Origin of the sequence: Bradyrhizobium sp. McL0615, from assembly GCF_049993905.1 — a bacterium.
Lineage (GTDB): Bacteria > Pseudomonadota > Alphaproteobacteria > Rhizobiales > Xanthobacteraceae > Bradyrhizobium.
On the sequence record NZ_CP188254.1, the window covers coordinates 5,867,491 to 5,893,682 of the forward strand.

The 26,192-nt window shown below is 62.0% G+C and carries 30 protein-coding genes; 1 reads left to right on the plus strand and 29 read right to left on the minus strand.

Translation table 11 applies throughout. The features are described 5' to 3' along the window. Positions 1-62 precede the first annotated feature (62 nt). The 24 genes from rpmD to rpsL all read right to left on the minus strand — a co-directional run bounded on the left by rpmD (position 63) and on the right by rpsL (position 13,377). On the minus strand, positions 63-257 hold the full coding sequence (gene rpmD / locus ACPPVP_RS28090; RefSeq protein ID WP_171578044.1) for a 50S ribosomal protein L30: 195 nt from the start codon (positions 255-257) through the stop codon (positions 63-65). Between the two features lie 37 nt (positions 258-294). Further along, positions 295-867: a 30S ribosomal protein S5 gene (gene rpsE, locus ACPPVP_RS28095; protein ID WP_079570998.1), complete on the minus strand. Its 573-nt coding sequence runs from the start codon at positions 865-867 to the stop codon at positions 295-297. Between the two features lie 62 nt (positions 868-929). Then, positions 930-1,289 carry a 50S ribosomal protein L18 gene (gene rplR / locus ACPPVP_RS28100; protein ID WP_426526491.1) on the minus strand — a complete coding sequence of 120 codons (360 nt, stop codon included), beginning with the start codon at positions 1,287-1,289 and terminating at the stop codon, positions 930-932. Between the two features lie 11 nt (positions 1,290-1,300). Continuing rightward, entirely contained in the window at positions 1,301-1,834 is a 534-nt protein-coding gene (gene rplF / locus ACPPVP_RS28105; protein WP_426526493.1) for a 50S ribosomal protein L6, read from the minus strand. 16 nt (positions 1,835-1,850) lie between these two features. Continuing rightward, entirely contained in the window at positions 1,851-2,249 is a 399-nt protein-coding gene (rpsH, locus tag ACPPVP_RS28110; protein ID WP_426526495.1) for a 30S ribosomal protein S8, read from the minus strand. 14 nt (positions 2,250-2,263) lie between these two features. Beyond that, positions 2,264-2,569 (minus strand): 30S ribosomal protein S14, encoded by a 306-nt coding sequence (gene rpsN, locus ACPPVP_RS28115; RefSeq protein WP_334385807.1) that lies wholly within the window; start codon positions 2,567-2,569, stop codon positions 2,264-2,266. 44 nt (positions 2,570-2,613) lie between these two features. Further along, positions 2,614-3,171: a 50S ribosomal protein L5 gene (gene rplE, locus ACPPVP_RS28120; protein WP_426526497.1), complete on the minus strand. Its 558-nt coding sequence runs from the start codon at positions 3,169-3,171 to the stop codon at positions 2,614-2,616. Continuing rightward, the gene (gene rplX / locus ACPPVP_RS28125; RefSeq protein WP_426526499.1) at positions 3,164-3,478 is read right to left on the minus strand and encodes a 50S ribosomal protein L24; all 315 of its coding nucleotides are present in this window, start codon (positions 3,476-3,478) and stop codon (positions 3,164-3,166) included. The genes rplE and rplX overlap by 8 nt, the downstream gene beginning before the upstream one ends. Continuing rightward, positions 3,478-3,846 (minus strand): 50S ribosomal protein L14, encoded by a 369-nt coding sequence (gene rplN / locus ACPPVP_RS28130; RefSeq protein ID WP_011473865.1) that lies wholly within the window; start codon positions 3,844-3,846, stop codon positions 3,478-3,480. The genes rplX and rplN overlap by 1 nt, the downstream gene beginning before the upstream one ends. A gap of 84 nt (positions 3,847-3,930) precedes the next feature. Beyond that, complete coding sequence (rpsQ, locus tag ACPPVP_RS28135) at positions 3,931-4,179, minus strand: 30S ribosomal protein S17 (protein ID WP_057843583.1); 249 nt, start codon at positions 4,177-4,179, stop codon at positions 3,931-3,933. 11 nt (positions 4,180-4,190) lie between these two features. Continuing rightward, positions 4,191-4,397 (minus strand): 50S ribosomal protein L29, encoded by a 207-nt coding sequence (rpmC, locus tag ACPPVP_RS28140; RefSeq protein ID WP_426526502.1) that lies wholly within the window; start codon positions 4,395-4,397, stop codon positions 4,191-4,193. Between the two features lie 4 nt (positions 4,398-4,401). Beyond that, positions 4,402-4,815, minus strand: coding sequence for a 50S ribosomal protein L16 (gene rplP / locus ACPPVP_RS28145; protein WP_025588649.1), 414 nt, complete (start codon positions 4,813-4,815; stop codon positions 4,402-4,404). 32 nt (positions 4,816-4,847) lie between these two features. After that, on the minus strand, positions 4,848-5,546 hold the full coding sequence (gene rpsC / locus ACPPVP_RS28150) for a 30S ribosomal protein S3 (RefSeq protein ID WP_074828492.1): 699 nt from the start codon (positions 5,544-5,546) through the stop codon (positions 4,848-4,850). Between the two features lie 19 nt (positions 5,547-5,565). Next, the gene (gene rplV, locus ACPPVP_RS28155) at positions 5,566-5,952 is read right to left on the minus strand and encodes a 50S ribosomal protein L22 (protein WP_334385804.1); all 387 of its coding nucleotides are present in this window, start codon (positions 5,950-5,952) and stop codon (positions 5,566-5,568) included. Positions 5,953-5,962: 10 nt separating this feature from the next. Continuing rightward, positions 5,963-6,241 carry a 30S ribosomal protein S19 gene (gene rpsS, locus ACPPVP_RS28160; protein ID WP_108518089.1) on the minus strand — a complete coding sequence of 93 codons (279 nt, stop codon included), beginning with the start codon at positions 6,239-6,241 and terminating at the stop codon, positions 5,963-5,965. A 12-nt stretch (positions 6,242-6,253) separates the two neighbouring features. Next, positions 6,254-7,087: a 50S ribosomal protein L2 gene (gene rplB, locus ACPPVP_RS28165; protein WP_212420848.1), complete on the minus strand. Its 834-nt coding sequence runs from the start codon at positions 7,085-7,087 to the stop codon at positions 6,254-6,256. Positions 7,088-7,099: 12 nt separating this feature from the next. Then, positions 7,100-7,399, minus strand: coding sequence for a 50S ribosomal protein L23 (locus ACPPVP_RS28170; protein ID WP_025588656.1), 300 nt, complete (start codon positions 7,397-7,399; stop codon positions 7,100-7,102). After that, complete coding sequence (gene rplD, locus ACPPVP_RS28175) at positions 7,396-8,016, minus strand: 50S ribosomal protein L4 (RefSeq protein ID WP_426526506.1); 621 nt, start codon at positions 8,014-8,016, stop codon at positions 7,396-7,398. The genes ACPPVP_RS28170 and rplD overlap by 4 nt, the downstream gene beginning before the upstream one ends. Before the next feature lies 1 nt (position 8,017). Then, positions 8,018-8,737, minus strand: a complete 720-nt coding sequence (rplC, locus tag ACPPVP_RS28180) for a 50S ribosomal protein L3 (protein WP_334385801.1) — start codon at positions 8,735-8,737, stop codon at positions 8,018-8,020. Between the two features lie 52 nt (positions 8,738-8,789). Next, complete coding sequence (rpsJ, locus tag ACPPVP_RS28185; RefSeq protein WP_002712302.1) at positions 8,790-9,098, minus strand: 30S ribosomal protein S10; 309 nt, start codon at positions 9,096-9,098, stop codon at positions 8,790-8,792. An 88-nt stretch (positions 9,099-9,186) separates the two neighbouring features. Next, positions 9,187-10,377, minus strand: coding sequence for an elongation factor Tu (gene tuf / locus ACPPVP_RS28190; RefSeq protein WP_426526509.1), 1,191 nt, complete (start codon positions 10,375-10,377; stop codon positions 9,187-9,189). A 40-nt stretch (positions 10,378-10,417) separates the two neighbouring features. After that, a complete protein-coding gene (gene fusA / locus ACPPVP_RS28195) occupies positions 10,418-12,490 on the minus strand; it encodes an elongation factor G (protein WP_426526511.1) in 2,073 nt (690 codons plus the stop codon). Between the two features lie 29 nt (positions 12,491-12,519). Continuing rightward, positions 12,520-12,990, minus strand: coding sequence for a 30S ribosomal protein S7 (rpsG, locus tag ACPPVP_RS28200; protein WP_057849131.1), 471 nt, complete (start codon positions 12,988-12,990; stop codon positions 12,520-12,522). A 15-nt stretch (positions 12,991-13,005) separates the two neighbouring features. Further along, positions 13,006-13,377 (minus strand): 30S ribosomal protein S12, encoded by a 372-nt coding sequence (rpsL, locus tag ACPPVP_RS28205; RefSeq protein WP_025588683.1) that lies wholly within the window; start codon positions 13,375-13,377, stop codon positions 13,006-13,008. 712 nt (positions 13,378-14,089) lie between these two features. On the opposite strand from rpsL, the gene ACPPVP_RS28210 reads away from it, so the two are divergent. Further along, on the plus strand, positions 14,090-15,298 hold the full coding sequence (locus ACPPVP_RS28210; protein ID WP_426526514.1) for an FAD-dependent oxidoreductase: 1,209 nt from the start codon (positions 14,090-14,092) through the stop codon (positions 15,296-15,298). Between the two features lie 5 nt (positions 15,299-15,303). On the opposite strand, the gene ACPPVP_RS28215 is transcribed toward ACPPVP_RS28210, so the two are convergent. From ACPPVP_RS28215 to rpoC, 5 genes are all read right to left on the minus strand, one after another. Then, entirely contained in the window at positions 15,304-16,044 is a 741-nt protein-coding gene (locus ACPPVP_RS28215) for an MOSC domain-containing protein (RefSeq protein WP_426526516.1), read from the minus strand. Positions 16,045-16,136: 92 nt separating this feature from the next. Next, positions 16,137-18,158 carry an ABC transporter ATP-binding protein gene (locus ACPPVP_RS28220; RefSeq protein ID WP_426526518.1) on the minus strand — a complete coding sequence of 674 codons (2,022 nt, stop codon included), beginning with the start codon at positions 18,156-18,158 and terminating at the stop codon, positions 16,137-16,139. Between the two features lie 165 nt (positions 18,159-18,323). Next, entirely contained in the window at positions 18,324-20,378 is a 2,055-nt protein-coding gene (locus ACPPVP_RS28225; protein ID WP_426526520.1) for an FAD-dependent oxidoreductase, read from the minus strand. Positions 20,379-20,620: 242 nt separating this feature from the next. Next, positions 20,621-21,718: a helix-turn-helix transcriptional regulator gene (locus ACPPVP_RS28230; protein ID WP_426526522.1), complete on the minus strand. Its 1,098-nt coding sequence runs from the start codon at positions 21,716-21,718 to the stop codon at positions 20,621-20,623. Between the two features lie 182 nt (positions 21,719-21,900). Continuing rightward, entirely contained in the window at positions 21,901-26,100 is a 4,200-nt protein-coding gene (rpoC, locus tag ACPPVP_RS28235) for a DNA-directed RNA polymerase subunit beta' (protein ID WP_426526524.1), read from the minus strand. Between the last annotated feature and the right edge of the window lie 92 nt (positions 26,101-26,192).

The following is a 26,192-nucleotide window of genomic DNA, read 5'->3' on the forward strand; positions in this document are numbered from 1 at the left end:
ATTCTTGGCGCGTGGTCCTGACCGAAAACTGGTAGCCCGTTTTCGGGATCACGCTCCCTTACTTACTTCTCGCCGACGATGCGGACGAGATGTTGAACCTTGGCGATCATGCCGCGAATTGCAGGCGTGTCCTGCAGCTCGGTGACACGACCGATCTTGTTGAGCTTGAGGCCGATCAGCGTCGAACGCTGCGAGTGGTGGCGGCGGATTGCGCTGCCGGTCTGCTCGACCTTGATCGTCTTTGCGGCCTTGGCCATCGTCTTAACTCCAAATAGCGCTCGAAAATCGCGCCAGTTATTCAGCCACCACTTCGGCATCGCCACCGACGCGGCGCGACTGCAGCGTGGACACCTTGATGTTGCGGCGCGCGGCCACCGAACGCGGCGAATCCTGATGCTTCAGCGCGTCGAAGGTGGCGCGAACCATGTTGTAGGGATTCGACGAGCCGATCGACTTCGCCACCACGTCCTGGATGCCGAGCGTTTCGAACACCGCGCGCATCGGACCGCCGGCGATGATGCCGGTACCGGCCGGAGCGGCACGCAGGTAGACGCGGCCGGCGCCGTGGCGGCCGGCGATGTCGTGATGCAGCGTGCGGCCTTCGCGCAGAGCGACGCGCGTCAGGTTGCGCTTGGCCGACTCAGTCGCCTTGCGGATCGCCTCAGGAACTTCACGCGCCTTGCCGTGGCCGAAACCGACCCGGCCCTTCTGGTCGCCGATCACGACCAGCGCTGCAAAGCCGAAGCGCTTGCCGCCCTTGACGACCTTCGCCACACGATTGATGTGGACGAGCTTGTCGACGAACTCACTGTCGCGCTCTTCCCGGCCACCCCTGTGGCCTCCACCGCGTTCGCGTTCACCTGCCATGGTGTTTTCCAATCTTTAGGGGAGTTAAGCCCCTGTCCTCGTAAATTTCCAAAACCGGTTCGTTAGAAGCTCAGTCCGCTTTCGCGGGCAGCATCGGCGAGCGCCTTGACGCGCCCGTGATAGAGATACTGACCGCGGTCGAACACCACTTCCTTGACGCCGTTCTTCACGGCGCGTTCCGCCAGCAGCTTGCCGACGGCCTTGGCCGCATCGATGTTGGCGCCAGTATTGCCGCCCTCGCGCATGGTCTTTTCCAGCGACGAGGCGGAAGCCAGCGTTTCGCCCTTCAGGTCGTCGATGACCTGGGCGTAGATATGCTTCGACGAACGGAACACCGACAGACGCGGACGTCCATTGGCTGACCGGCGCAGCGAGTTGCGCACGCGCTGCTTGCGCCGGGCATTCGTTACCTTGAGTGACATGACCGGCTCCGTTACTTCTTCTTGCCTTCCTTGCGGAAGATGAATTCGTTGGCGTACTTCACGCCCTTGCCCTTGTAGGGCTCCGGCGGACGGTAGGCGCGGATTTCCGCGGCGACCTGGCCGACGCGCTGGGAATCGTTGCCCGTGATCGTGATCTCGGTCGGCTTCGGCACCACGATGGTGATGCCTTCCGGGATCGCGTAGACGACGTCGTGGCTGTAGCCGAGCGCGAGCTGCAGGTTCTTGCCCTGCAGCGCCGCCCGGTAACCGACGCCGGTGATCTCGAGCTTCTTCTCGAAACCCTTGGTGACGCCCTCGACCAGATTGGCGACCTGCGCACGGGCGGTGCCGTACATCGCCTGGGCGCGATTGGTCGAAAGCCTCGGCGCGACCTTGACCGCGCCGTCCTCGAACTTCACTTCAACGTCGTCGTGCACGACGAACTGAAGCTGGCCCTTCGGCCCCTTCATCTTGACGGTCTGCCCTTCGACGCTCGCCGTCACACCGGACGGGATCGCCACAGGCCGTTTGCCAACACGTGACATGGCTCTAAATCCTTCCTCAGAACACCGTGAAGAGAATTTCGCCGCCCACGTTCGCGTCGCGCGCTTCGTGGTCAGCCATGATTCCCTTCGGCGTCGACAACACCGAAATACCGAGACCGTTGTTCACGCGCGGCAGGTTCTTCACCGAGGCGTAAACCCGACGGCCCGGCTTGGAGACCCGCTCGATCTCGCGAATGACGGGCTCGCCGTCGAAATATTTCAGCTCGATCTCGAGCTCGCTGCGGCCCGAAGCATGTTCGACGCTGGCGTAGCCGCGGATGTAACCCTCGGACTTCAGCACTTCGAGCACGCTGGCGCGCATCTTCGAGCCCGGGGTCGAGACCTTGGACTTCGAACGCATCTGCGCATTGCGGATGCGGGTGATGAGATCGGAAATCGGATCGTGCGTTGACATCTTGACGACCCTCCTTACCAGCTCGACTTCACGAGCCCGGGAACCAGGCCCTTGGAGCCGAGTTCACGCAGCGCGATGCGGGAAAGCTTGTTCTTGCGGTAGTTCGAGCGCGGGCGGCCGGACAGTTCGCAGCGGTTGCGAATGCGCGTCGCCGACGAATTGCGCGGCATCTGGGCGAGCTTCAGCGTCGCCGCGAAGCGCTCTTCCATCGGCCGGGTCTTGTCGGCGATGATCGCCTTCAACTTCGCACGCTGCGGGGCGGCGTTCTTCGTCATCCGCTTGCGCCGGTTGTTCTTCTCGATCGAACTCTTCTTTGCCATGCTTGGCTCCTGGGTTTCCGCGTTTGAGAGGCTTTAGTTGCTTCTCACTGCCGGAACGGGAAATTGAATGCGGTCAACAAGGCACGCGCCTCGTCGTCGGTCTTCGCCGTGGTGCAGACCGTGATGTCCATGCCGCGGGCTTCCGAAACCTTGTCGAAATCGATTTCGGGGAAAATGATGTGCTCCTTGATGCCGAGCGAGTAATTGCCGCGGCCGTCGAAGCTCTTTGGATTGAGGCCGCGGAAGTCGCGCACGCGCGGCAGCGCCACGTTCACCAGGCGGTCGATGAACTCATACATCTTGGCCTTGCGCAGCGTGACCTTGCAGCCGATCGGCTGGTTTTCACGCAGCTTGAAGGTCGCGATGGCAACGCGCGAATAGGTCACGATCGCCTTCTGGCCGGCGATCAGCGTCAGTTCGCCAGCCGCGGTCTCGGCCTTTTTCCGGTCGTTGACAGCATCGCCGACGCCCATGTTGAGGACGATCTTGTCCAAGCGCGGCACCTGCATGACGTTGGCATAGCCGAACTGTTCGGTCAGCTTGCCGCGGATTTCCTTGTCGAACTGCGTGCGCAGGCGCGGTGTGTAAGCGGTATCAGCCATCGATCTCTGCTCCCGAGCTCTTGGCAATGCGTACCTTCTTGCCATCAGCCTGAATCTTGAAACCCACGCGGGTCGGCTTGCCGTCCTTGCCGACATAAGCGACGTTGGACAGGTGGATCGGCGACTCCTTGGAGATGATGCCGCCTTCCTGGGCCTGGGTCTGCTTCTGGTGACGCTTCACCATGTTGATGCCACGCACCAGCGCCTTGTTCTCGGCGGGGCGGACCTCGAATACTTCGCCGGTGCGGCCCTTGTCGCGGCCGTTCAGCACAATGACCTTGTCACCTTTCCGGATCTTGGCAGCCATCACAGCACCTCCGGCGCAAGCGAGATGATCTTCATGTGGTTCTTGGCGCGCAGTTCGCGCGGCACGGGCCCGAAGATACGGGTGCCGACCGGCTCCGACTGGTTGTTGATCAACACGGCGGCGTTGCGGTCGAAGCGGATGACCGAACCGTCAGCGCGGCGGATATCCTTGCGGACCCGTACCACGACGGCCTTCATCACATCGCCCTTCTTCACCTTGCCGCGCGGAATCGCTTCCTTGATCGACACGACGATGACGTCGCCCACGGTGGCGTAGCGGCGCTTGGAGCCCCCCAGCACCTTGATACACATGACACGGCGTGCGCCTGAATTATCGGCCACGTCGAGGTTGGTCTGCATCTGAATCATTGATGCACCTCGTCCTCTTTCTGATGCGCTCGAATTAGCGCCTAAAATTTTTCCTGATTACCCGTCCGGCGAAGCCGAACGAACTCAGGCGGTTTTCTTCTGTTCGCCCCGGACCACGGTCCAGCGCTTCAGCTTGGAGATCGGCTTGCTCTCCTCGATCCACACCATGTCGCCCGGCTTGAACTCGCTGTTCTCGTCGTGCGCGTGGTAGTTCTTGGAGCGGCGGATCGTCTTCTTGTAGATCGGATGGGTGAAGCGGCGATCGACGCGCACAACCACCGTCTTGGCTTGCTTGTCGCTCACGACCACGCCCTGAAGGGTACGTTTCGGCATAATACGGCCTCTTACTTCTTCTTCGCGCGCGTTTGCGCGGCGATGGTCTTGATGCGGGCGATGTCGCGGCGGGCTTCGCGCAGCCGCGAGGTGTTCTCCAGCTGCCCGGTGGCGCGCTGGAAACGCAGGTTGAAACGTTCCTTCTTCAGATTGAGGACCGCGTCGTCCCTCTGGTCGTCGCTCATCGCTTTGATGTCTTCAACTTTCATCGGGGCCATGACGTTACTCCGCAATGCGCGCGACGAAGCGCGTCTTGATCGGCAGCTTGGCGGCGGCCAGCGAGAGCGCCTCCTTGGCGGTCTGCACGGTGACGCCGTCGATTTCGAAAATCACGCGGCCGGGCTTGACCCGCGCCACCCACAATTCCGGCGTACCCTTGCCGGAACCCATGCGGACTTCGGCCGGCTTCTTCGACACCGGCAGGTCCGGAAACACGCGGATCCAGACGCGGCCGGCGCGCTTCATGTGACGGGTCAGCGCGCGGCGCGCGGCTTCGATCTGGCGGGCGGTGATGCGCTCGGGCGCCATCGCCTTCAGGCCGAATTGACCGAACGACAACGTCGCACCCGAAGTCGCAACGCCGTGGATACGGCCCTTATGCGCCTTCCGGAACTTCGTTTTCTTTGGTTGCATCATGGCTTTAAGCCCTCAAACCTTCTTCTGATGTCTCACGCAGCGTCGCGGCGCGGCCGTGTGTTGTCGCCTTCGGCCATCTTCTTGTCCTGGGCCATCGGATCGTGCTCGAGGATCTCACCCTTGAAGATCCAGACCTTGACGCCGCAGGTGCCGAACGTGGTGAACGCGGTCGCCACGCCGTAATCGATGTCGGCGCGCAGCGTATGCAACGGCACGCGACCTTCGCGGTACCATTCCATGCGCGCGATTTCGGCGCCGCCGAGACGGCCAGAGCAGTTGATCCGAATGCCTTCGGCGCCGAGACGCATCGCCGACTGCACCGCGCGCTTCATGGCGCGGCGGAAAGCGACGCGACGCTCGAGCTGCTGGGCGATCGATTCAGCGACCAGGGTAGCGTCGAGTTCGGGCTTGCGGATTTCGACGATGTTGATGACAACGTCGGAAGCCGTGATATCGGCAACCCGCTTGCGCAGCTTGTCGATGTCGGCGCCCTTCTTGCCGATCACCACACCCGGACGCGCCGAATGGATCGTCACGCGACACTTCTTGTGCGGACGCTCGATCACGATGCGGGCAACCGCCGCCTGCTTGAGCTCCTTGTGCAGGATCTCGCGGATCTTGACGTCTTCATGCAACAGCTTGCCGTACTCGTTCTTGCCGGCGAACCAACGGGAATCCCACGTGCGGTTGATGCCGAGACGCAGTCCGATTGGATTGATCTTTTGACCCATCGTTTTCTCCTGCGCCGCTTTAAGCGCTTGCCTCGGCCTCGACCTGACGAACCACGATGGTCAGGTGCGAGAACGGTTTATACACACGCCCCGAACGGCCACGGCCGCGCGGCGAAAAACGCTTCATCACGATGCCGTTGCCGACATGCGCCTCGGCGACGACGAGATCGTCGACCTCGAGGTCGTGGTTGTTTTCGGCATTCGCGATCGCCGATTCCAGGCACTTCTTGACGTCGACCGCGATCCGCTTGCGCGAGAACTGCAGGTCGGCGAGCGCAGCTGCCGCCTTCCGGCCGCGGATCAGCTGCGCGACAAGATTGAGCTTCTGCGGGCTGACGCGCAGCATCCGGGCAACTGCCTTGGCCTCGTTGTCCGCGAGGACACGTTCGCGCTTTGGTTTGCTCATCGTCTATTCCTCAAGCCTTCTTGGCTTTCTTGTCGCCAGAATGGCCATGGAAGGTACGGGTCGGCGAGAACTCGCCGAACTTGTGACCCACCATTTCCTCGTTGATCGAGACCGGCACGTGCTTCTGGCCGTTGTAGACGCCGAAAACCAGGCCGACGAACTGCGGCAGAATGGTCGAGCGGCGGCTCCAGATCTTGATGACGTCGTGACGGCCGGACGCGCGCGCAGCATCTGCCTTCTTGAGCAGAGACGCTTCGACGAACGGGCCTTTCCAGACTGAACGTACCATGTCCGGCGTTCCTTACTTCTTCCGCTTGTGGCGGCTTAGGAGGATGAATCGATTGGTCGACTTGTTCGAACGGGTCTTCTTGCCCTTGGTCGGCTTGCCCCACGGCGTGACCGGGTGGCGGCCGCCCGAGGTGCGGCCTTCGCCGCCGCCGTGCGGATGGTCGATCGGGTTCATGACGACGCCGCGGTTATGCGGACGCCAGCCGAGCCAGCGGGTGCGGCCGGCCTTGCCGATCGAGATGTTCATGTGGTCGGGGTTCGACACCGCACCGATGGTGCCGCGGCAACGGCCGTGCACCAGGCGCTGCTCGCCCGAGTTCAGGCGCAGAATGACGTAGTCCTGGTCGCGACCGACGATCTGGGCGTAGGTGCCGGCCGAACGCGCGATCTGGCCGCCCTTCCCGATCTTCATCTCGATATTGTGGATGATGGTGCCGACCGGCATGTTGCCGAGCGGCATGACATTGCCCGGCTTGACGTCGACATAGTTGCCGGCAACCACGGTGTCGCCCGCAGCCAGACGCTGCGGCGCCAGGATGTAGGCCTGCTCGCCGTCCTGATACTTGATCAGCGCGATGAACGCGGTGCGGTTCGGATCGTATTCCAGCCGCTCGACCACGGCGGGAACGTCGACCTTGTTCCGCTTGAAGTCCACCAGGCGGTAGGACTTCTTGTGGCCGCCGCCGCGGAAACGCACGGTGATGCGGCCGGTGTTGTTGCGGCCGCCATTGCCGAGCTTGCCCTCGGTCAGCGCCTTTACCGGCTTGCCCTTGTAGAGCGCCGAACGGTCGACCATCACCAGCTGGCGCTGGCCCGGCGTCGTCGGATTATATGTTTTCAATGCCATCGCTGTATCGCCTTAAAGTCCGGTAGTGACGTCGATGCGGTGGCCCTCTTCGAGGGTCACGACCGCCCGCTTCACATCCGACTGCGAACCGAAATTGCCGCGGAACACCTTGGTCTTGCCCTTGCGGACCAGCGTGTTCACGCGCTTCACCTTGACGTCGAACAGCTTTTCGACGGCTTCCTTGATTTGCGGCTTGGTCGCCTTGGCTGCGACCCTGAACACGACCTTGTTGTGCTCGGACGCCACCGTCGCCTTTTCGGTGACGACGGGTGCGACGATCACGTCGTAATGGCGCGGATCGATGTTCTTCATTTGAAGCGCGCCTCCAGCGCATCGACTGCCGCCTTCGTCAGCACGAGCTTCTGACGACGCAGAATGTCATAGACGTTGATGCCTTGGATCGGCAGCACGTCGATATTCGGAATGTTGCGCGCAGCGGTCGCGAAACCGGCATGCACCTCGGCGCCGTCGATGATCAGCGCGTTGGTCAGGCCCAACCCCGAGAAATGACCGACCAGCGCCTTGGTCTTGGCGTCCTTGATCTGCGCATTGTCGATCACGATCAGGCCGCCGTCCTTGGCCTTCGCCGACAGGGCATACTTGAGCGCCAGCGCGCGCACCTTCTTCGGCAGGCCGGTCTCGTGCGAGCGAACCACCGGACCGAACGCACGGCCACCGCCGCGGAACTGCGGCACGCGGGCCGAGCCGTGACGGGCGCCGCCGGTGCCCTTCTGCTTGTACATCTTCTTGCCGGTGCGCCAGACGTCGGCGCGGCCCTGCGTCTTGTGCGTTCCGGCCTGGCGCTTGTTGAGCTGCCATTGCACGCAACGCTGGATGATGTCGGTACGCGGCTCGAGACCGAAGATCGCGTCCGAGAGCTGGACCGAACCAGCTTCCTTGCCTTCAAGGGTCGTGACTTTCAGTTCCATCTCACGCGCCCTCCTGCTCGGCCGGAGCCTGAGCCTGCTCACCGCCGGCGACCTTGAATTTGCCGGGCTTCGGAGCTTCCTTCGGCAGCGGCTTCTTGACGGCGTCGCGCACCGAGATCCAGCCGCCCTTGGAGCCGGGAACGGCGCCTTCGACGAGGATCAGGCCGCGCTCGACGTCGGTCTGCACCACACGCAGATTGAGCGTGGTGATGCGATCGACACCCATGTGACCGGGCATCTTCTTGTTCTTGAAGGTCTTGCCGGGATCCTGACGTCCGCCGGTCGAACCGATCGAACGATGCGAAACCGACACACCGTGGGTGGCGCGAAGACCGCCGAAATTCCAGCGCTTCATGCCGCCGGCAAAACCCTTACCGACCGAGGTGCCGGTGACATCGACGAACTGGCCGACCACGAAATGGTCCGCCTGAATCTCGGCGCCAACCGGGATCAGCGCGTCTTCCGACACGCGGAACTCGGTCACCTTCCGCTTGGGCTCAACCTTGGACACCGCAAACTGGCCGCGCTCTGCCTTCGGCAGATAGACGGTCTTGCGGGTACCCGAACCGAGCTGCAACGCGACATAACCGTTCTTCTCGGTCGTGCGGTGGCCCAGCACCTGGCAATTGCCCAGCTTCAGCACGGTCACAGGGATATGTTCGCCGGTCTCCGTAAAGACCCGCGTCATCCCGACCTTTTGTGCGATCACTCCGGAGCGCATCGGCGTGCTTCCTGTTCTTTCTGTCCGTTAACTTCGGACGATCCTGAAAATCTTAGAGCTTGATCTCGACGTCGACACCGGCGGCCAGATCGAGCTTCATGAGAGCATCGACGGTCTGCGGGGTCGGATCGACGATGTCGAGAAGGCGCTTGTGGGTGCGCATCTCGAATTGCTCGCGGCTCTTCTTGTCGACGTGCGGTGAACGGTTGACGGTGAACTTCTCGATGCGGGTCGGCAGCGGAATGGGTCCGCGAACCTGGGCACCGGTACGTTTCGCCGTGTTCACGATCTCGCGGGTCGACGTATCGAGGATACGATGGTCGAACGCCTTGAGACGGATGCGAATATTTTGGCCGTTCATTGCCGTGTCTCTTTCTTCGTCGCTTGATGCGAGTAGTGAGCGGCGGGTAGCGAAAGAAATCCTTCGCTACCCGCTTTTCGTTTTCTCTTTACTCGATGATGCTTGCGACGACGCCGGCACCGACGGTGCGGCCGCCTTCACGGATCGCGAAGCGCAGCTTTTCTTCCATCGCGATCGGCACGATCAGGTGCACTTCCATCGCGATGTTGTCGCCCGGCATCACCATTTCGGTGCCTTCGGGCAGATGCACGACGCCGGTCACGTCGGTGGTGCGGAAGTAGAACTGGGGCCGGTAGTTGGTGAAGAACGGGGTGTGACGACCGCCCTCTTCCTTGGTCAGGATGTAAGCCTCAGCCTTGAACTTGGTGTGCGGCTTGACCGAACCCGGCTTGCACAGCACCTGGCCACGCTCGACTTCCTCGCGCTTGGTACCGCGGAGCAGCGCACCGATGTTGTCGCCGGCCTGGCCCTGATCGAGCAGCTTGCGGAACATTTCGACGCCGGTGACGATGGTCTTCTGGGTGTCGCGCAGACCGACGATTTCGATTTCCTCGCCGACCTTCACGATACCGCGCTCGACGCGACCGGTCACAACCGTACCGCGGCCCGAGATCGAGAACACGTCTTCCACTGGCATCAGGAACGGCTGGTCGATCGGACGCTCCGGCTGCGGAATGTAGGCGTCGACCTGCTTCATCAGCTCGAGGATGGCGTCGTGACCCAGCGCCTTGTCCTTGTCTTCGAGGGCGGCCAGCGCCGAGCCCTTGACGATCGGGATGGTGTCGCCCGGGAATTCGTACTTCGAGAGCAGTTCGCGGACTTCGAGCTCGACGAGTTCGAGCAGTTCCGGATCGTCGACCATGTCGCACTTGTTCAGGAACACGACGAGCGCGGGAACGCCGACCTGACGGGCGAGCAGGATGTGCTCGCGGGTCTGCGGCATCGGGCCGTCGGCGGCCGACACGACCAGGATCGCGCCGTCCATCTGGGCTGCACCGGTGATCATGTTCTTCACGTAGTCGGCGTGGCCCGGACAATCGACGTGGGCGTAGTGCCGGTTCTGGGTTTCGTATTCGACGTGGGCGGTCGAGATCGTGATGCCGCGCGCCTTCTCTTCCGGCGCCTTGTCGATCTGGTCGTACGCCGTGAACGTCGCACCGCCGGTTTCAGCCAGCACCTTGGTGATCGCTGCGGTCAGCGAGGTCTTGCCATGGTCGACGTGACCGATGGTTCCGATGTTGCAGTGCGGTTTATTACGTTCAAACTTTGCTTTGGCCATTTGACTCTCCGTTCAGTCGTTAGCTTTGAACCAACGACAATCAGGCAAACTTCTTCTGGACTTCTGCCGACACGTTCGCCGGCGCTTCAGCGTAGTGATCGAATTGCATCGTAAAGGTCGCGCGTCCCTGGCTCATCGAGCGCAGGTTATTCACGTACCCGAACATGTTCATGAGCGGCACCATCGCGTTGATGACGTTGGCGTTGCCGCGCATGTCCTGGCCCTGAATCTGGCCGCGCCGGGAATTCAGGTCGCCGATGACCGAACCGGTATAGTCTTCCGGGGTCACCACCTCGACCTTCATGATCGGCTCGAGCAGAACGGACTTGCCCTTCTGCAGCGCTTCGCGGAATGCCGCGCGCGATGCGATTTCGAAGGCCAGCGCCGAGGAGTCGACGTCGTGATACTTGCCGTCGACCAGCTGGACCTTGACGTCCACCACCGGGAAGCCGGCGACCACGCCCGAACCCATCACGCTGTTGAGGCCCTTTTCGACGCCGGGGATGTATTCCTTCGGCACCGCGCCACCGACGATCTTCGATTCGAACTCGTAGCCCTTGCCGGGCTCGTTCGGCTCGACGATGATCGACACTTCGGCAAACTGACCGGTACCACCGGTCTGCTTCTTGTGCGTGTACTTGACCTCGGCGCGCTTGGTGACCCGCTCGCGGAACGCCACCTGCGGCGCGCCGATGTTGGCGTCGACCTTGTAGGTGCGGCGCAGGATGTCGACCTTGATGTCGAGATGGAGTTCGCCCATGCCCTTCAGAATGGTCTGGCCGGACTCCTGATCGGTCGACACCCGGAACGACGGATCTTCCGCGGCGAGCTTCGCCAGCGCAACACCCAGCTTTTCCTGGTCGGCCTTCGACTTCGGCTCGATCGCGATTTCGATCACCGGCTCCGGGAATTCCATCTTTTCCAGGATCACCTGCTTGTCGGGATCGCACAGCGTGTCACCGGTGCGCGCTTCCTTCAGGCCCGCAAGTGCCACGATGTCGCCGGCATAGGCTTCCTTGATGTCTTCACGGTTGTTCGCATGCATCAGCAACATGCGGCCGATACGTTCCTTCTTCTCGCGAGTCGAATTGACCACGCCGGTGCCGCTGGCAAGAACGCCAGAGTAGATGCGGCAGAACGTGATGGTGCCGACGAACGGGTCGTCCATGATCTTGAACGCGAGCAGAGCCAGCGGCTCCTTGTCGTCCGCCTTGCGCACCACTTCGTTGCCGTCGTCATCAATGCCCTTGATCGCGGGCACGTCGACCGGCGACGGCAAGTAATCAACGACGGCGTCGAGCAGCGGCTGCACGCCCTTGTTCTTGAAGGCCGAGCCGCACAGCACAGGATAGAAGGCGCCGGTCAGCACGGCCTTGCGGATCATGCGCTTCAACGTCGCCTCATCGGGCTCGTTGCCATCGAGGTAAGCAGCGAGAACTTCGTCGTCGAGTTCGACGGCAGCTTCCAGCAACTTCTCGCGGTATTCCTTCGCCTTCTCAAGCATATCCTCGGGGATATCGACGTCTGAGAACTTGGCGTCGAGCTTCTCTTCTTCCCAGATCACGCCCTTCATGCGGACGAGATCTACCAGGCCCTTGAAATTATTCTCGGATCCAATCGGAAGCTGGATCGCAATCGGTTTGGCGCCGAGGCGATCAACGATATCCTTCATGCACTTATAGAAGTCGGCACCGGTCTTATCCATCTTGTTGGCGAAGACGATGCGCGGAACCTTGTACTTGTCACCCTGGCGCCAGACGGTCTCGGTCTGTGGTTCGACACCCTGGTTGGAATCGAGCACGCATACGGCGCCGTCGAGCACGCGCAAGCTGCGCTCGACTTCGATGGTGAAGTCGACGTGGCCGGGGGTGTCGATGATGTTCAGGCGCTTGCCGTTCCAGAACGCGGTGGTCGCAGCGGAAGTGATCGTGATGCCACGCTCCTGCTCCTGCTCCATCCAGTCCATCGTCGCGGCACCTTCGTGCACTTCGCCGATCTTGTGGCTCTTGCCGGTGTAATAGAGGATGCGCTCGGTGGTCGTGGTCTTGCCGGCATCGATATGCGCCATGATGCCGAAATTGCGGTAGTTCTCAATGGCATGAACGCGGGGCATTGTCTGTTCCTTAAATCCGTGTTTCGCCGTTACCAGCGATAGTGCGAGAAGGCACGGTTGGCTTCCGCCATCCGGTGCACGTCTTCACGCTTCTTGACGGCGTTACCCCGGTTGTTCGACGCGTCGAGCAGCTCGGCCGAGAGCCGCTCCGTCATCGTCTTTTCATTGCGCTCGCGCGCTGCAGTGATGATCCAGCGAATACCCAGCGCCTGACGGCGAACCGAGCGCACTTCGACCGGCACCTGGTAGGTGGCGCCACCGACGCGGCGCGACCGCACTTCGATGGTCGGCATGACGTTTTCCAGCGCCTGCTCGAACACCGGCAGCGGACCCTGCTTGGTCTTGGTTTCGATCATGGCGAGCGCGCCATAGACGATGCTCTCGGCGGCAGACTTCTTGCCGTCGTACATGATCGAGTTCATGAACTTCGTGATGATGACGTTCCCGAACTTCGGATCCGGGTTCACTTCACGCTTTTCAGCAGAATGGCGACGAGACATCTGATCTGTTCCCGCTTACTTCGGACGCTTCGCGCCGTACTTCGAACGACGCTGCTTACGGTTCTTGACGCCCTGGGTATCGAGGACGCCGCGGAGGATGTGGTAGCGCACGCCGGGCAAATCCTTGACGCGGCCGCCGCGGATCATGACCACCGAGTGCTCCTGAAGGTTATGACCTTCACCCGGGATGTAGCCGATCACTTCGAAGCCGTTGGTCAGGCGCACCTTGGCGACCTTACGAAGTGCCGAGTTCGGCTTCTTCGGGGTCGTGGTGTAGACGCGCGTGCAAACGCCGCGCTTCTGCGGCGACTGCTGCAGCGCCGGCACCTTCTTGCGTGACTTCTGCACCGCACGCGGATTTGCGATCAGCTGGTTGATCGTCGGCATGTCAGCCTTCACCCTTTAGTTCGCGCGAAACCTTGAATGGCTTTCGCAAATTTCTTCTCGGAACTAGCCGTTCCGTTCGGCCCGCTTGGCGTGAAAAAACTTCCACGCAAAACGAAATCACGCCAACCACTCATCGCTGAGCGGAAAGCGCTTCGACGCCACAGAGGACCGCGACTGAAGACCGATCAGCTTTCGCTGTCCGGCCTGCTACCGAGGTCATGCATCCGAATTCACTCTCAAGAGAACGTGCTCAAGAGAACCAAAATCGTCCTGGCAGTGCCTAGCAATATAATCGACAGCGTTTGAGCGGCATTCGTCGAGGTTGGTGCCCGTCCAGGTCCCTTAGGAAACTTCCGTAAGGATTTGAAAGGGTGTTCCGTTCCGACGTTGGCGTTGCTCACCGCCTGTCGTTAAGTGGCCGTCTTCTATAAGCGGTGGATAGCTAAGTCAAGCGAAACGAGAACGCTCGAAATGCCTATGGCGTCTGCGGATTCAGTGCTTCGCGGGAATGCGCCAAGCGCGGAAGTGAATTCGCGACGTCCGAAACAGATAGTGTTCCGCCCTGCCCTGCGCCACCCGAATCGTTATTTTTACCCGGATAAATACAACCAGAAACATTATTCTCGGGGAATCCGGACCAAGGCGAGCTGCCGGCTAAGCCTTTATTTGCCATTCCGGGTGCAAAAGTGTCGCACCCCGGCTGAGATTCCCTATGAAATACACCGACATTGCGATCATCGGCGGCGGCCTTGCCGGCTCGACCGCGGCCGCCGTGCTCGGACGTGCGGGGATCTCAACTGCTCTGATCGATCCGCATCAGGTCTATCCATTCGACTTCCGCGTCGAAAAAATCAGCGGCGACGAGCAGCTCGATCGTTTCTACCAGACCGGAATCGCCGATTCGGTGCTGCGCTCGGCGACCCATGACGGCGAAAACTGGATCGCGCGATTCGGCTATTTGCTCGACAAGAAGCCGAGCCGCCAATACGGCATCATGTACGACGCGCTGATCGGCGCGGTCCGGGCGGAAATCGCAGCCCCCGCCGAACTCATCCACGCCAAGGTGACCGATGTCTCGACCAGCGCAGAACGGCAGAAGCTCACGCTGTCCAACGGCGAAACCATTTCGGCCCGCCTGGTCGTGCTGGCCAACGGCCTGAGTGTCGGGCTGCGCCACCTTCTCGGCATCGAGCGCCAGATACTCAGCGTCAGCCATTCCATCTCGATCGGATTCGACATGGTGCCGGTCGGACGGCCGGCCTTCGAATTTCCGGCGCTTACCTACTTTTCGGAACGGGTAAAGGAGCGCGTCGCCTATGTGACGCTGTTCCCGATCGAAAACCGGATGCGGGCCAACCTGTTCGTCTACCGCGAGGTCGACGATCCCTGGCTGCGCGAGATGCGGAAGAAGCCGGTCGAGACCATGAACGCCGTGCTGCCCAGGCTGCGCCGCATCACCGGCGAATACGCCGTTGCCGGCGACGTCAAGATCCGACCTGCCGATGTCTACGTCTCCACCGGCTATCGCCAGCCCGGAATCGTTCTGGTCGGCGACGCCTTTGCGGCCACCTGCCCGGTTACCGGCACCGGCACCGACAAGGTGTTCACCGACGTCGCCCAGCTCTGCAACGTCCATATCCCCGCCTGGCTGGCGACCGAGGGCATGGGCGCGGACAAGATCGCGTCCTTCTACGACGATCCGGTCAAGCAGGCCTGCGACGCCTGGTCGATGGCCAAGGCCATCAGCTTCCGCAAGGTCACGATCGAGAACGGGCTATACTGGCGCGCACAGCGCTGGGCGCGCTTCCTGGCGTGGTTCGGCGAAGGCCACTTGCGGCGGATGCGAAACCGGATCGGCGCGGCGCCAACCCGCCGGGCTCACGCCTCGCCGTCGTCATCGTCATTATCGACGTCGGCCTGACCGGACTAATCCTGAAGGACGATATCGTCACCCGGGCGAACCAGACCCTCCACCAGTACGGCGGCGTACACCCCGGCTGTCCCGTCATGATTCTTGGCTACATGCCGCAAAATGTCAGGATTCTCGTCGAGCGAGTCCGGATCAATGCTGATCATGCGGCAACGGATATCGCGTTCCAGAATGTGGACCGTCAGTTTCGGACCGATCCGCAATTGTCGGCCAACGAATGCGTCTTCGGCAAAGCTTTCACCGCCATTGAGATCGAGATAGAGGTTTTCGCGAAAGCGGCGCTTGTCGAGCGTCAAGCCGACCGCGCGGCCGATTCCGTCAATCGTCTGGGTTGCGAGCAACGAAAGCGGGCGACAATCCGTCATGGCTCGGTCCGAGCGTATGATGGTCAGCTCGGAAGCGTTGAGCTGATCACCTCCGATCAAGCCCGGCAGCGCCGGATCGGACGCGGACAGCGTTTGTCCGTTCGGCGCCTCGATCTCAAGCGCCAGATCTTCGCTTAACGGAAACAGTGGTGTCAGGCCGGGACCACGGATTTCTGCTTCGGTCAGGTTATCAGGCACAAGCGTCAGCTCGGGATGACGAAACCTCGGCCGAAATCGCAGCATTTCCTTCCTGCTTCGTGCGGTGAGGAATGGAAAGGCCTTGGGCGCGCCCGCATGATGGACAGCATAGAGCCGGTCGCCGAGCACACCGGCAAAGCTGACATAGGCCTCGGGTAGCGATTCTCCCGGCATGCTTTTGACCGGGTAACGCCAAACGCTTTCAAGTCGCCCAACGACCTTCATTACAATTCTCGTCTGACATTTCCTGGCCGCGGCGGTCCGGACTACTCGTCGTCATCGTCATCATCGTCGTCATCGTCTTCGTCGGCCTGAGCGGCGGCGTTGTGCGGCGTATGGCCCTGGTCGTCCCAGAGCTTGCGATAGACGCCGTTGGCGGCGAGCAGCTGCACATGCGAGCCGCGCTCGATCGCCTTGCCGCCTGAAATCACGATGATCTCGTCCATCTCCACCACCGACGTCAGGCGGTGGGTCGACCAGATCATGGTGCGCCCTTCCGCCACGTTGAGAAGCGTGCGGTTGATCGCGGCTTCCGTGGTCTGGTCGAGCGCCGAGGTCGCTTCGTCGAGCAGCAGCAGCGAGGGATTGCGGATGACCGCACGCGCGATCGCGATGCGCTGGCGCTGGCCGCCCGACAGCGTGTCGCCGCGCTCGCCGACCGGCGTGTCGTATTTCTGCGGCAGGCTCATGATGTAGCTGTGGATCTCGGCCTTGCGCGCGGCCGCCACGACCTCCTCGTCGCTGGCGCCCTCCTTGCCGAGCCGGATGTTTTCGCGGATCGACATGTTGAACAGCATGTTTTCCTGGAACACGACCGCCATGCCCCTGCGCAGCGACTCCCGTGTGACGCGGCGGATATCGACGCCATCGATGGCCACCCGCCCCTCGTCCGGCACGTAAAGCCGCAGAATCAGATTGAGCAGCGTGCTCTTGCCCGAGCCGCTGGGGCCGACGATCGCGATCCGTTTTCCCACGCCAAGCTTGAGGCTGAAATTATCCAGCACCGGCGTCGCGCTGCCTTCGTAGGCGAAGGTGACGCGCTCGAAGCTGATGTCGTTGGTGATGGGCGGCAAATCGGGCGCGCCCGGGCGATCGGCGCCGCGCGTCGGCTCGTCCAGCAGTTCCTGGATATGCCGCACCGCCGCCGCCGACTGGATCGACACCGGAATGAAATGCATCAGATGGGCGATGTTGTAGGACACCTCCCAGAACGCACTTTCGAAGGTGACGAAGGTGCCGATGGTGATCTGGCCCTTGGTGGCGAGATAGGCGCCGATCGCCAGCACCACGAGGTGCAGCAGCAACACCGAAATGGTGACGGTGCGCTCCACCATCGTGGAGAGGAAGACCGCGGACGCGGTCTTGATGCGCACTTCCTGGTTGCGCATGGTGAACCAGCCCAGCGTGCGCCGCTGCAGGCTGAACGCCTTGACCACTGCCTGCGCGGCCACGTTTTCCTGCACCGTGCCGAGCAACGCCGATTCGTTGAGCTTCTGCTCGTAATTCGCCTGCACCGCCTTCGGCGTGAGGATCCGCGGCCCGATCAGCGTGATCGGAAATACCAATAGCGCCACCGCTGCGAGCTGCCAGTTCAGAAACAGCATCAGGATGATGCCGGCGATCAGCTCCAGGAACGGCAGCGCGGCGCTGTTGGCGAAGGTCTTGACCGAACCTTCGAAGGCCGCAAGGTCGATCGAGAAGCGCGAGAGGATTTCGCCGCGCTTGGTGCGGGCGAAATACGAGGACGGCAGGTTCTGGACATGCTCGAACAGCCGGTTTCGCACGTCGGCAATGATCGACGCCGCCAGCCGCGCATCCCAGCGCTCATACCAGACCGCGATGATTGAGGTGATGATGCCGGCGACCGCGAGCACGCCGAGGATCTTGTAGAGCGCCTGAAAGTCCTCCTCGCCGAGCGCGTCGTCGATCAGGAATTTGAGGCTCAGCGGCATGATGACGTTGAACAGCGTCTCGACGAGAACGCCGAACGTCACGAAGGCGAGCAGCTTCCGGTAATTGCCCAGATACGGCCGAACGAAGCCGTAGATGGTGGCCATCGCGCCGGCGGCTTCCTTGGCGGTGAAGACGACGAGGTCCTCGTCATCATCATCGTCGTCGAGCTCCAGCTCGTCCTCTTCGTCGTCCTTGCCTTCGTCAGGAGGCGCGGCGATCGGCTTGCCACCTGCGGGGGGCGCACCTGCAGCCCCGGGCGCGAGCTTCTTCGCAAGCTCAGGATCATCCGCCGGCGCGGGATTCTGATCATCCGGGGATGGAGGCTTGGGCGCCATGAAACCAACCGATGCTGCACGGCCGGCATGACCGCAAATCGAACGCGGCAGCGGCAAGCGCTACCGCTACGGATTCTATGCGATCGGGATCAATTCGGCAAACATTTGGCACGACCGGCCCTGGTTCATCGGAGCCGCTCGCGCCTTGATACAACCAGTCGGACCTCAATCGCCCGATTCGACCTTGTCAAAGAACGAATAGCGCAGGCTGTCGGCGTCGGCGTACCACTGTCCCGGCCCCTTGTTGGCGGCCAGCGTCGCCGCCCACACCGCATCGGTGCAGTCGCGGCGGTGCATCGAGAGGTCGAAGCCGTTTCCGAAGAACAATTCAGACCATTCCCACCAGGTGCCGAGCTTCTTCACGCCGCGCAACAGGTCGTAGCGGTCGATCAGCGCCGGCGCCATGTCCGAGGTGACAGATCCGAACACGAGCCCGGTCTTAACGACGCGGTTGAGTTCGCGCACCGCCCGCGGGACCTGCTTTTCGACGACGTGGCAAAGGCTGGTCTCGAACACGAAATCGAATTCGTCTTCCTTGAACGGCATGTCGAGGATGGAGCCGAGCTTGTTGTACTTTTTCAGCGCCTTCGGCGTCTTGGCGTGGATGGCCTTGTTGTTCTCGATGCCCCAGGCATCGATGCCGCGCTCGCGCAGCGCGCCCACCAGCTCGCCGCTGGCTGAGCCAGCAACCAGCAGCTTGTAGCCCCTGGCCCTGTTCCAGACGATCTTGATCAGGTTCGTCAGATAGGCCAGATCGGTAAACTGGTTCCAGACTTCGCTGTAGGGCCCGAGGCCACGGTAATTCTCGAAATAGCTGCGGTCGATCTTGTCGGACGTTGCCTCGCTTTGCTGCGCATGGGCGCGGCGCAGCCGCATCATCTCGGTCAGAATGATATCGGTGGCGGCGTCGGAGGAATCGAGCAGGCCGTTCAGCGTCGAATCGAACAGATAGTCGCCGACCACGACGATTCCCGGATGCTCTTTCGGCTCCGGCCGATGGTTGGTCATGACGTCGCGCACCGGCAGGCCGCCCGGCAGCGCATTCACCGATGACAGCCAGCGGTGGATCTTGCCTTCCATGAAATGATCGCGCGCGTTGCCGAGCGAGGCCGGCAACGATTTCAGCGCGGCGTCGATCAGTTCCTGATCGCTCAGATTGGCGAACGCCAGCGCGTCCGATCCGGCGATCAGCCAGTTGAGCACGCCGTGCTTGCCGACGTCGTGGCGGGCGCCCTCATTGTAGACGCAGCAGCCGCCGAACGCTTCCGACATGAACCAGGCGCCGGGGATCTTCTCGCCCCAGAACGGTTCGTCGAACAGAATCGAAACCCGAAGGTAATGCGCCGGACGGTCGAAATAGGCGACGTGCTTGACCATCGACTTGCGTAGCGCTTCGCCATCCCAGCGCATGGTGGCGAGCCAGGAATGCGGCAAGCACATCAGCACCAGATCGAAATCCCGCGTCTCCGGCCCCTTCCCGTTCATCATGTTGAGTTCGTAGCGACCGGAGTCGGTCTTGCCGACCTTGAGCACGCGATGGTTGAGCTGGATATCGGCGTCGACTTCCGAGCGCAGGCATTCGATCAGTTGCTCGTTGCCGTTCTGGATCGAATACAGGCCGATATAGCCGTCGATATCCATCACGAAGTTCTTCAGCGCGTTCAGGCCGTTGGTGTTGTGGCTTTCGGTTGCGAGATCGGACCGCGCCATCGCTTTAAGGAAGCGCTTGGCGGTGGGATCGTCGACTTCCCGGTCGAGCAGTTCCTCGCAGGTGATGTAGGCCCACGGATGCTCGTTATCGTGAGCGCCGACGCCTTCGTAATATTCGATCGGCGACACCATGTCGGAGCAGCGCTTACGGAACGCCTCGATCGCATCAGCGGTTTTCGCGCCGTATTTGCGGCGCATGCCCGGCACGTCGTTGAGCAGTTCCCCGTCAAGTTGCACCTGCTCGGCGTCCATCGGTATCGTCTGCAGGCCGAAATGCTGAATCAGTTCCCTTAAGGGATCCGGGCCGGTCATCGAATAATCGTAGATTTCGGCAACGCCCGCCTCGTACATCGCCGGCGCGGAATCGAATTTGCGCGAGACGATCTTGCCGCCGACGCGGTCGGACGCCTCGTAGATCGTGACGCGGCAGAGATCGCCGAGCTTTTTCTTCAAATACCAGGCGCTCATCAGCCCGCCGGGGCCGCCGCCTACGATTGCAAGATCCAACATGTCTTTTCCGTCGCCCTCCGGTGCTCCCCGCGTTTCGGAAAGCAGCCGGTCTAAACCACATTAGCAAAAGCGCTTTTCACCCTGAAGGGAAGATGAACAAAGCAGGCCCTCGCAACGCAGCAATGAAAGAAAGCAGCAAAATGGCCGCCTTGCGCCGGCCTTTTGTCTTCGCACCGTATTCTTGCGGAAGCCTTATGCGGCCGGCGGAAGGGTCAGCGGTTCTGCCCCGGAGCCGTATCCACCTAACCGCCACGGAACGCCTTGCCGGAGAGCAGGCTGACCAGCTCCTGCTGGCGCGAAAGACCGGTCTTGGACAGTACGGCCTTGAGCTGGCTGCGCACCGTTTCCCGGTTGACGCCGGTCGCATCTGCAAGTGTATCGATGGTTTCGGCCTGGCCGATGCCCCGCGCCACCCGCGCTTCCGCCGGCGTCAGGTCGAACAGGCCTTGCAGGACCTCCGCAGTCGGCACCGCGGCGCGGTCGACCGGCGTCACCACCAATAGCGCGGTGGCCTGGGCGAAGATATCGCGTGCGGAGCCGCGCACGGGGATGACATGCAGCACCATCGGCACGTGACCCACCGTCGCGGCGACCGGTATGGATTTCACGGTCCGACTGCCGGCAAGCGGCAGCGCGCCGAGCGCTTCGGCGAGCAGCGCATCCGCGGCGACGTCCGCGATCGTCACGCGCTGGGCGCGATCCTGGAACAGCGAAGGCACCAGCGCATCGAACAGGCCGTTCGTCGCCAACACCCAGCCAGACTCGCGCAGCATCGCGCCCGGCAGGCCCAGCGCCTGCAATGCATCCACCTGGGCACGTGCGCGCTCGAAGCCAAGGCGGTTTGCCGCCAGGGAGGCGCGGGCCAGATGCGGCCGCAGTCCATCCAGCAAGGCGACGACCTCCCACGGCACCGGGCCACGATCCTGATGCCGCGGCAGCACAATGGCGATTGAATCGCCGATCGGCATCGGGATCAGCGTTCCGGCCCGGTAGCCGATGCCGTGCTTGCGGTAAAAATTGCAATAGACTTCGTTGGTCGCAATTTCCTCCTCCGAGAGGAGGTCGTAGTCGGTGACGAACCCCGCATGATTGAGGGCGATGGCGCGCGGCAGGAGGGGATCGCGTTCGCTCCATCCCTCTCCCAGGAAAGCCGGCATCAGCTGGTCATATTCGACCGAATTGACCGCGCTCGTGTATCCATCCCGCACGCCGAACAGAAAGCCGCCGTTACCGCCGACCGCTGCACCGAGTTCGCCAAGCAGCGCCGGCCAAAGCGAGGGAATCAGTCCGGCCTCATAAATGCGATCGATCAGGCGTTCGGGGTCAATTGATGCGTTCATCGGCAATCGAAAGGACCGTTCACAGGGGTCAGGCAGCGCACCATCATTTGGTAACACGTATCACCCTGATGGGTGAAGCTGGGGTGAAGCGCAGACCAGGCCCCTGAAAAGCAAAAGCCGGCTTCGCAGCCGGCTTTCTTTGTCGATCGGAACTTACCCGTTGGTCGAAACCTGGTGGAGCCTTACTCCGCCGGCGGCAACGCCAGCGGTTCCGGTTCCGGCGCGCTCGGCACGATCGCCGACTGCTTCTCGCGCTCGTCGAGAATCAGTTTGTCGCGCTTGACCGCGACTTCGCGGATCTTGGCCATCGAGGCGCCGGTGCCCGCCGGGATCAGCCGGCCGACAATGACGTTCTCCTTGAGGCCTTCCAGCGGATCCACCTTGCCGTTGACGGCGGCTTCGGTGAGCACGCGGGTGGTCTCCTGGAACGAGGCCGCCGAGAAGAACGAGCGGGTCTGCAGGCTCGCCTTGGTGATGCCGAGCAGAACCGGCGTTCCCGTGGCGGGCTTCTTGCCCTCTTCCTTTGCCTTGACGTTGAGCGCGTCGAACTCGATCTTGTCGACCTGTTCGCCCGAGATCAGGTCGGTGTCGCCCTGGTCGGTAACCTCGATCTTCTGCAGCATCTGACGGACAATCACCTCGATGTGCTTGTCGTTGATGAGCACGCCCTGCAGCCGGTAGACTTCCTGGATTTCGTTGACCAGATAGGCAGCGAGTTCCTCGATGCCCTTGATCGCCAGGATGTCGTGCGGCGCCGGATTGCCTTCGACGATGAAATCGCCCTTTTCGACGATGTCGCCGTCCTGCAGATGGATGTGCTTGCCCTTCGGGATCAGGTACTCTCTGGTCTCCTCGGTCTTGTCCATCGGCTCGATCGAGATGCGGCGCTTGTTCTTGTAGTCGCGGCCGAAGCGGATGGTGCCCGCGATTTCCGCGATGATCGCCGCGTCCTTTGGCTTGCGGGCCTCGAACAGTTCGGCCACCCGCGGCAGACCGCCGGTGATGTCACGGGTCTTGGCGCTTTCCGTGGAGATACGCGCCAGGATGTCGCCGGCCTTGACCTTGGCACCGACGTCGACCGACAGAATGCCGTCGACCGACAGCATGTAGCGGGCATCGCCGCCACGTGCGAGCTTCAGCACCTTGCCGTCCTTGCCCTTGACGACAATGGCCGGACGCAGATCCGCCCCGCCCCGCGACGCGCGCCAGTCGATGACGACGCGCTTGGCGATACCGGTGGATTCGTCAAGCGTTTCCGAAATCGACTGGCCCTCAACCAGGTCCTCGAACCCGATGGTGCCTTCGACTTCGGTAAGAACCGGACGGCTGTACGGATCCCATTCCGCGATGCGCTGGCCACGCTTGACCGTATCGCCCTCGTCAACGTGCATGCGCGCGCCGTACTGAATGCGGTGGGTCGCACGCTCGGTTCCGTCGGCATCGGTGATCGCAACGACCATGTTGCGGACCATCGCGACCAGGAGGCCTTCGCTGTTCCTGGCGATGGCCTTGTTCCTGATGGTCACCTTGCCGTCGAAATTCGACTCGACGAACGACTGCTCGTTGATCTGCGCCGCGCCGCCGATGTGGAACGTGCGCATCGTCAGCTGCGTGCCGGGTTCACCGATCGACTGGGCGGCGATGACGCCGACCGCTTCACCGTGGTTGACCGGCGTGCCGCGGGCGAGATCGCGGCCGTAGCACTTGCCGCAGATGCCGTTGACGAGTTCGCAGGTCAGGGCCGAACGGATCTTCACTTCCTGGATGCCGGCCTGCTGGATGGCGTCGACATGCGTCTCTTCCATCAGCGTGCCGCGCTTGACCACGACCTTGTTGGTCGCGGGATCGCGCAGGTCCTCGCCCGTGGTGCGGCCGAGGATACGCGACGCCAGCGACGCAACCACCGTGCCGGCATCGATGATGGCGCGCATCTTGATGCCGAGCTTGGTGCCGCAATCGTCCTGCGTGATGATGCAGTCCTGCGCCACGTCGACCAGACGGCGGGTCAGGTAACCGGAGTTCGCGGTCTTCAACGCGGTGTCCGCGAGGCCCTTGCGGGCGCCGTGGGTCGAGTTGAAGTATTCGAGCACCGACAGACCTTCCTTGAAGTTGGAAATGATCGGCGTCTCGATGATTTCACCCGACGGCTTCGCCATCAGGCCGCGCATACCGGCGAGCTGACGCATCTGGGCCGGCGAACCGCGCGCGCCCGAATGCGCCATCATGTAGATCGAGTTGATGTCGGCGTCGGCGCCCTTCGGCGTCTTCTTGGTCGAGGAGATTTCCTTCATCATCTCCTTGGCGATTTCTTCGGTCGCCTTCGACCAGGCGTCGACCACCTTGTTGTACTTCTCGCCATGGGTGATCAGGCCGTCATTGTACTGCTGCTCGAAATCCTTCGCCAGCGTACGGGTGGTGTCGACGATCTTCCACTTCGAGTGCGGCACGACCATGTCGTCCTTGCCGAACGAGATGCCGGCCTTGAACGCGTTGTAGAAGCCGAGCGCCATGATGCGGTCGCAGAAGATCACCGTCTCCTTCTGACCGCAGTGACGGTAGACTTGGTCGATCACGCCGGAGATTTCGCGCTTGGTCATCAGCTTGTTGATGATGTCGTACGAGATTTTCGGCGAGCTCGGCAGCAGGTTGCCGAGCATGACGCGGCCCGCGGTGGTTTCGATCCAACGCTTGGCCTGCTTGCCGGTCTCGTCGATGCCCTCCCACCGGTATTTGATCTTGGTGTGGAGGTGAATGACCTTCGAATGCAGGGCATGCTCGAGTTCGGCCATGTCGCCGAAGATCTTGCCCTCGCCGGGCAGGCCTTCGCGCATGATCGACACGTAATAGAGGCCGAGCACGATATCCTGCGACGGCACAATGATCGGCTGACCGTTGGCGGGATGCAGGATGTTGTTGGTCGACATCATCAGGACGCGCGCTTCGAGCTGCGCTTCCAGCGACAGCGGAACGTGCACGGCCATCTGGTCGCCGTCGAAGTCGGCGTTGAACGCGGCGCAAACCAGCGGATGCAGCTGGATCGCCTTACCTTCGATCAGCACAGGCTCGAACGCCTGGATGCCGAGGCGATGCAGCGTCGGCGCGCGGTTGAGCAGCACCGGATGCTCGCGGATCACCTCGTCGAGAATATCCCAGACCTCGGGACGTTCTTTTTCGACCAGCTTCTTCGCCTGCTTCACGGTGGTGGACAGACCCTTGGCGTCGAGCCGCGAATAGATGAACGGCTTGAACAGTTCGAGCGCCATCTTCTTCGGCAGGCCGCACTGATGCAGCCGCAGTTCGGGACCGACCACGATCACCGAACGGCCCGAATAGTCGACGCGCTTGCCGAGCAGGTTCTGCCGGAAGCGGCCCTGCTTGCCCTTGAGCATGTCGGCCAGCGACTTCAGCGGACGCTTGTTGGCGCCGGTGATGACGCGACCGCGGCGGCCGTTGTCGAACAGCGCGTCGACAGCCTCCTGCAGCATGCGCTTTTCGTTGCGGATGATGATGTCGGGCGCGCGCAGCTCCATCAGCCGCTTCAGGCGGTTGTTGCGGTTGATGACGCGGCGGTAGAGGTCGTTGAGATCGGACGTCGCGAAGCGGCCGCCGTCGAGCGGCACCAGTGGACGCAGGTCCGGCGGAATCACCGGCACCACGGTCAGGATCATCCACTCCGGCTTGTTGCCGGAATAGCGGAAGGCCTCGACGATCTTCAGGCGCTTGGCGAGCTTCTTGTGCTTGATGTCGGATTCGGTCTCGTGCATTTCCGCGCGCAGGGTCTGCTCGAGCTTTTCGAGCTCAAGCCCCTTCAGCAGCTCGCGGATCGCTTCCGCGCCGATCATGGCGGTGAACGAGTCCTGGCCGTATTCGTCCTGCGCCTTCAGGTACTCGTCTTCCGACAGCAGCTGACGGTCCTTGAGCGCGGTCAGGCCCGGCTCCAGCACGACGTAATATTCGAAGTACAGGATCCGCTCGAGATCCTTCAGCGTCATGTCGAGCAGAAGGCCGATGCGGGACGGCAGCGACTTCAGGAACCAGATGTGGGCAACGGGTGCAGCCAGTTCGATGTGGCCCATGCGCTCGCGCCGGACGCGCGAAAGCGTCACTTCGACCGAGCACTTTTCGCAGATGATGCCCTTGTATTTCATCCGCTTGTACTTGCCGCACAAGCACTCGTAATCCTTGATCGGCCCGAAGATGCGGGCGCAGAACAGGCCGTCGCGCTCCGGCTTGAAGGTCCGGTAGTTGATGGTCTCCGGCTTCTTGATCTCGCCGTAGGACCAGGACAGAATCTTCTCCGGAGACGCAATCGAGATCCGGATCTGGTCGAAGACCTGAGCCGGTGTCGTCGGATTGAAGAGATTCATAATTTCTTGGTTCATCGTCTTCTCCTCGCGTGCCGATCGTCACCGGCAGCAAATTCGAAACTCTTTTTTAGCGCGCGCCCCGCTCAACGTCCGAGAGGAGCGCGAAT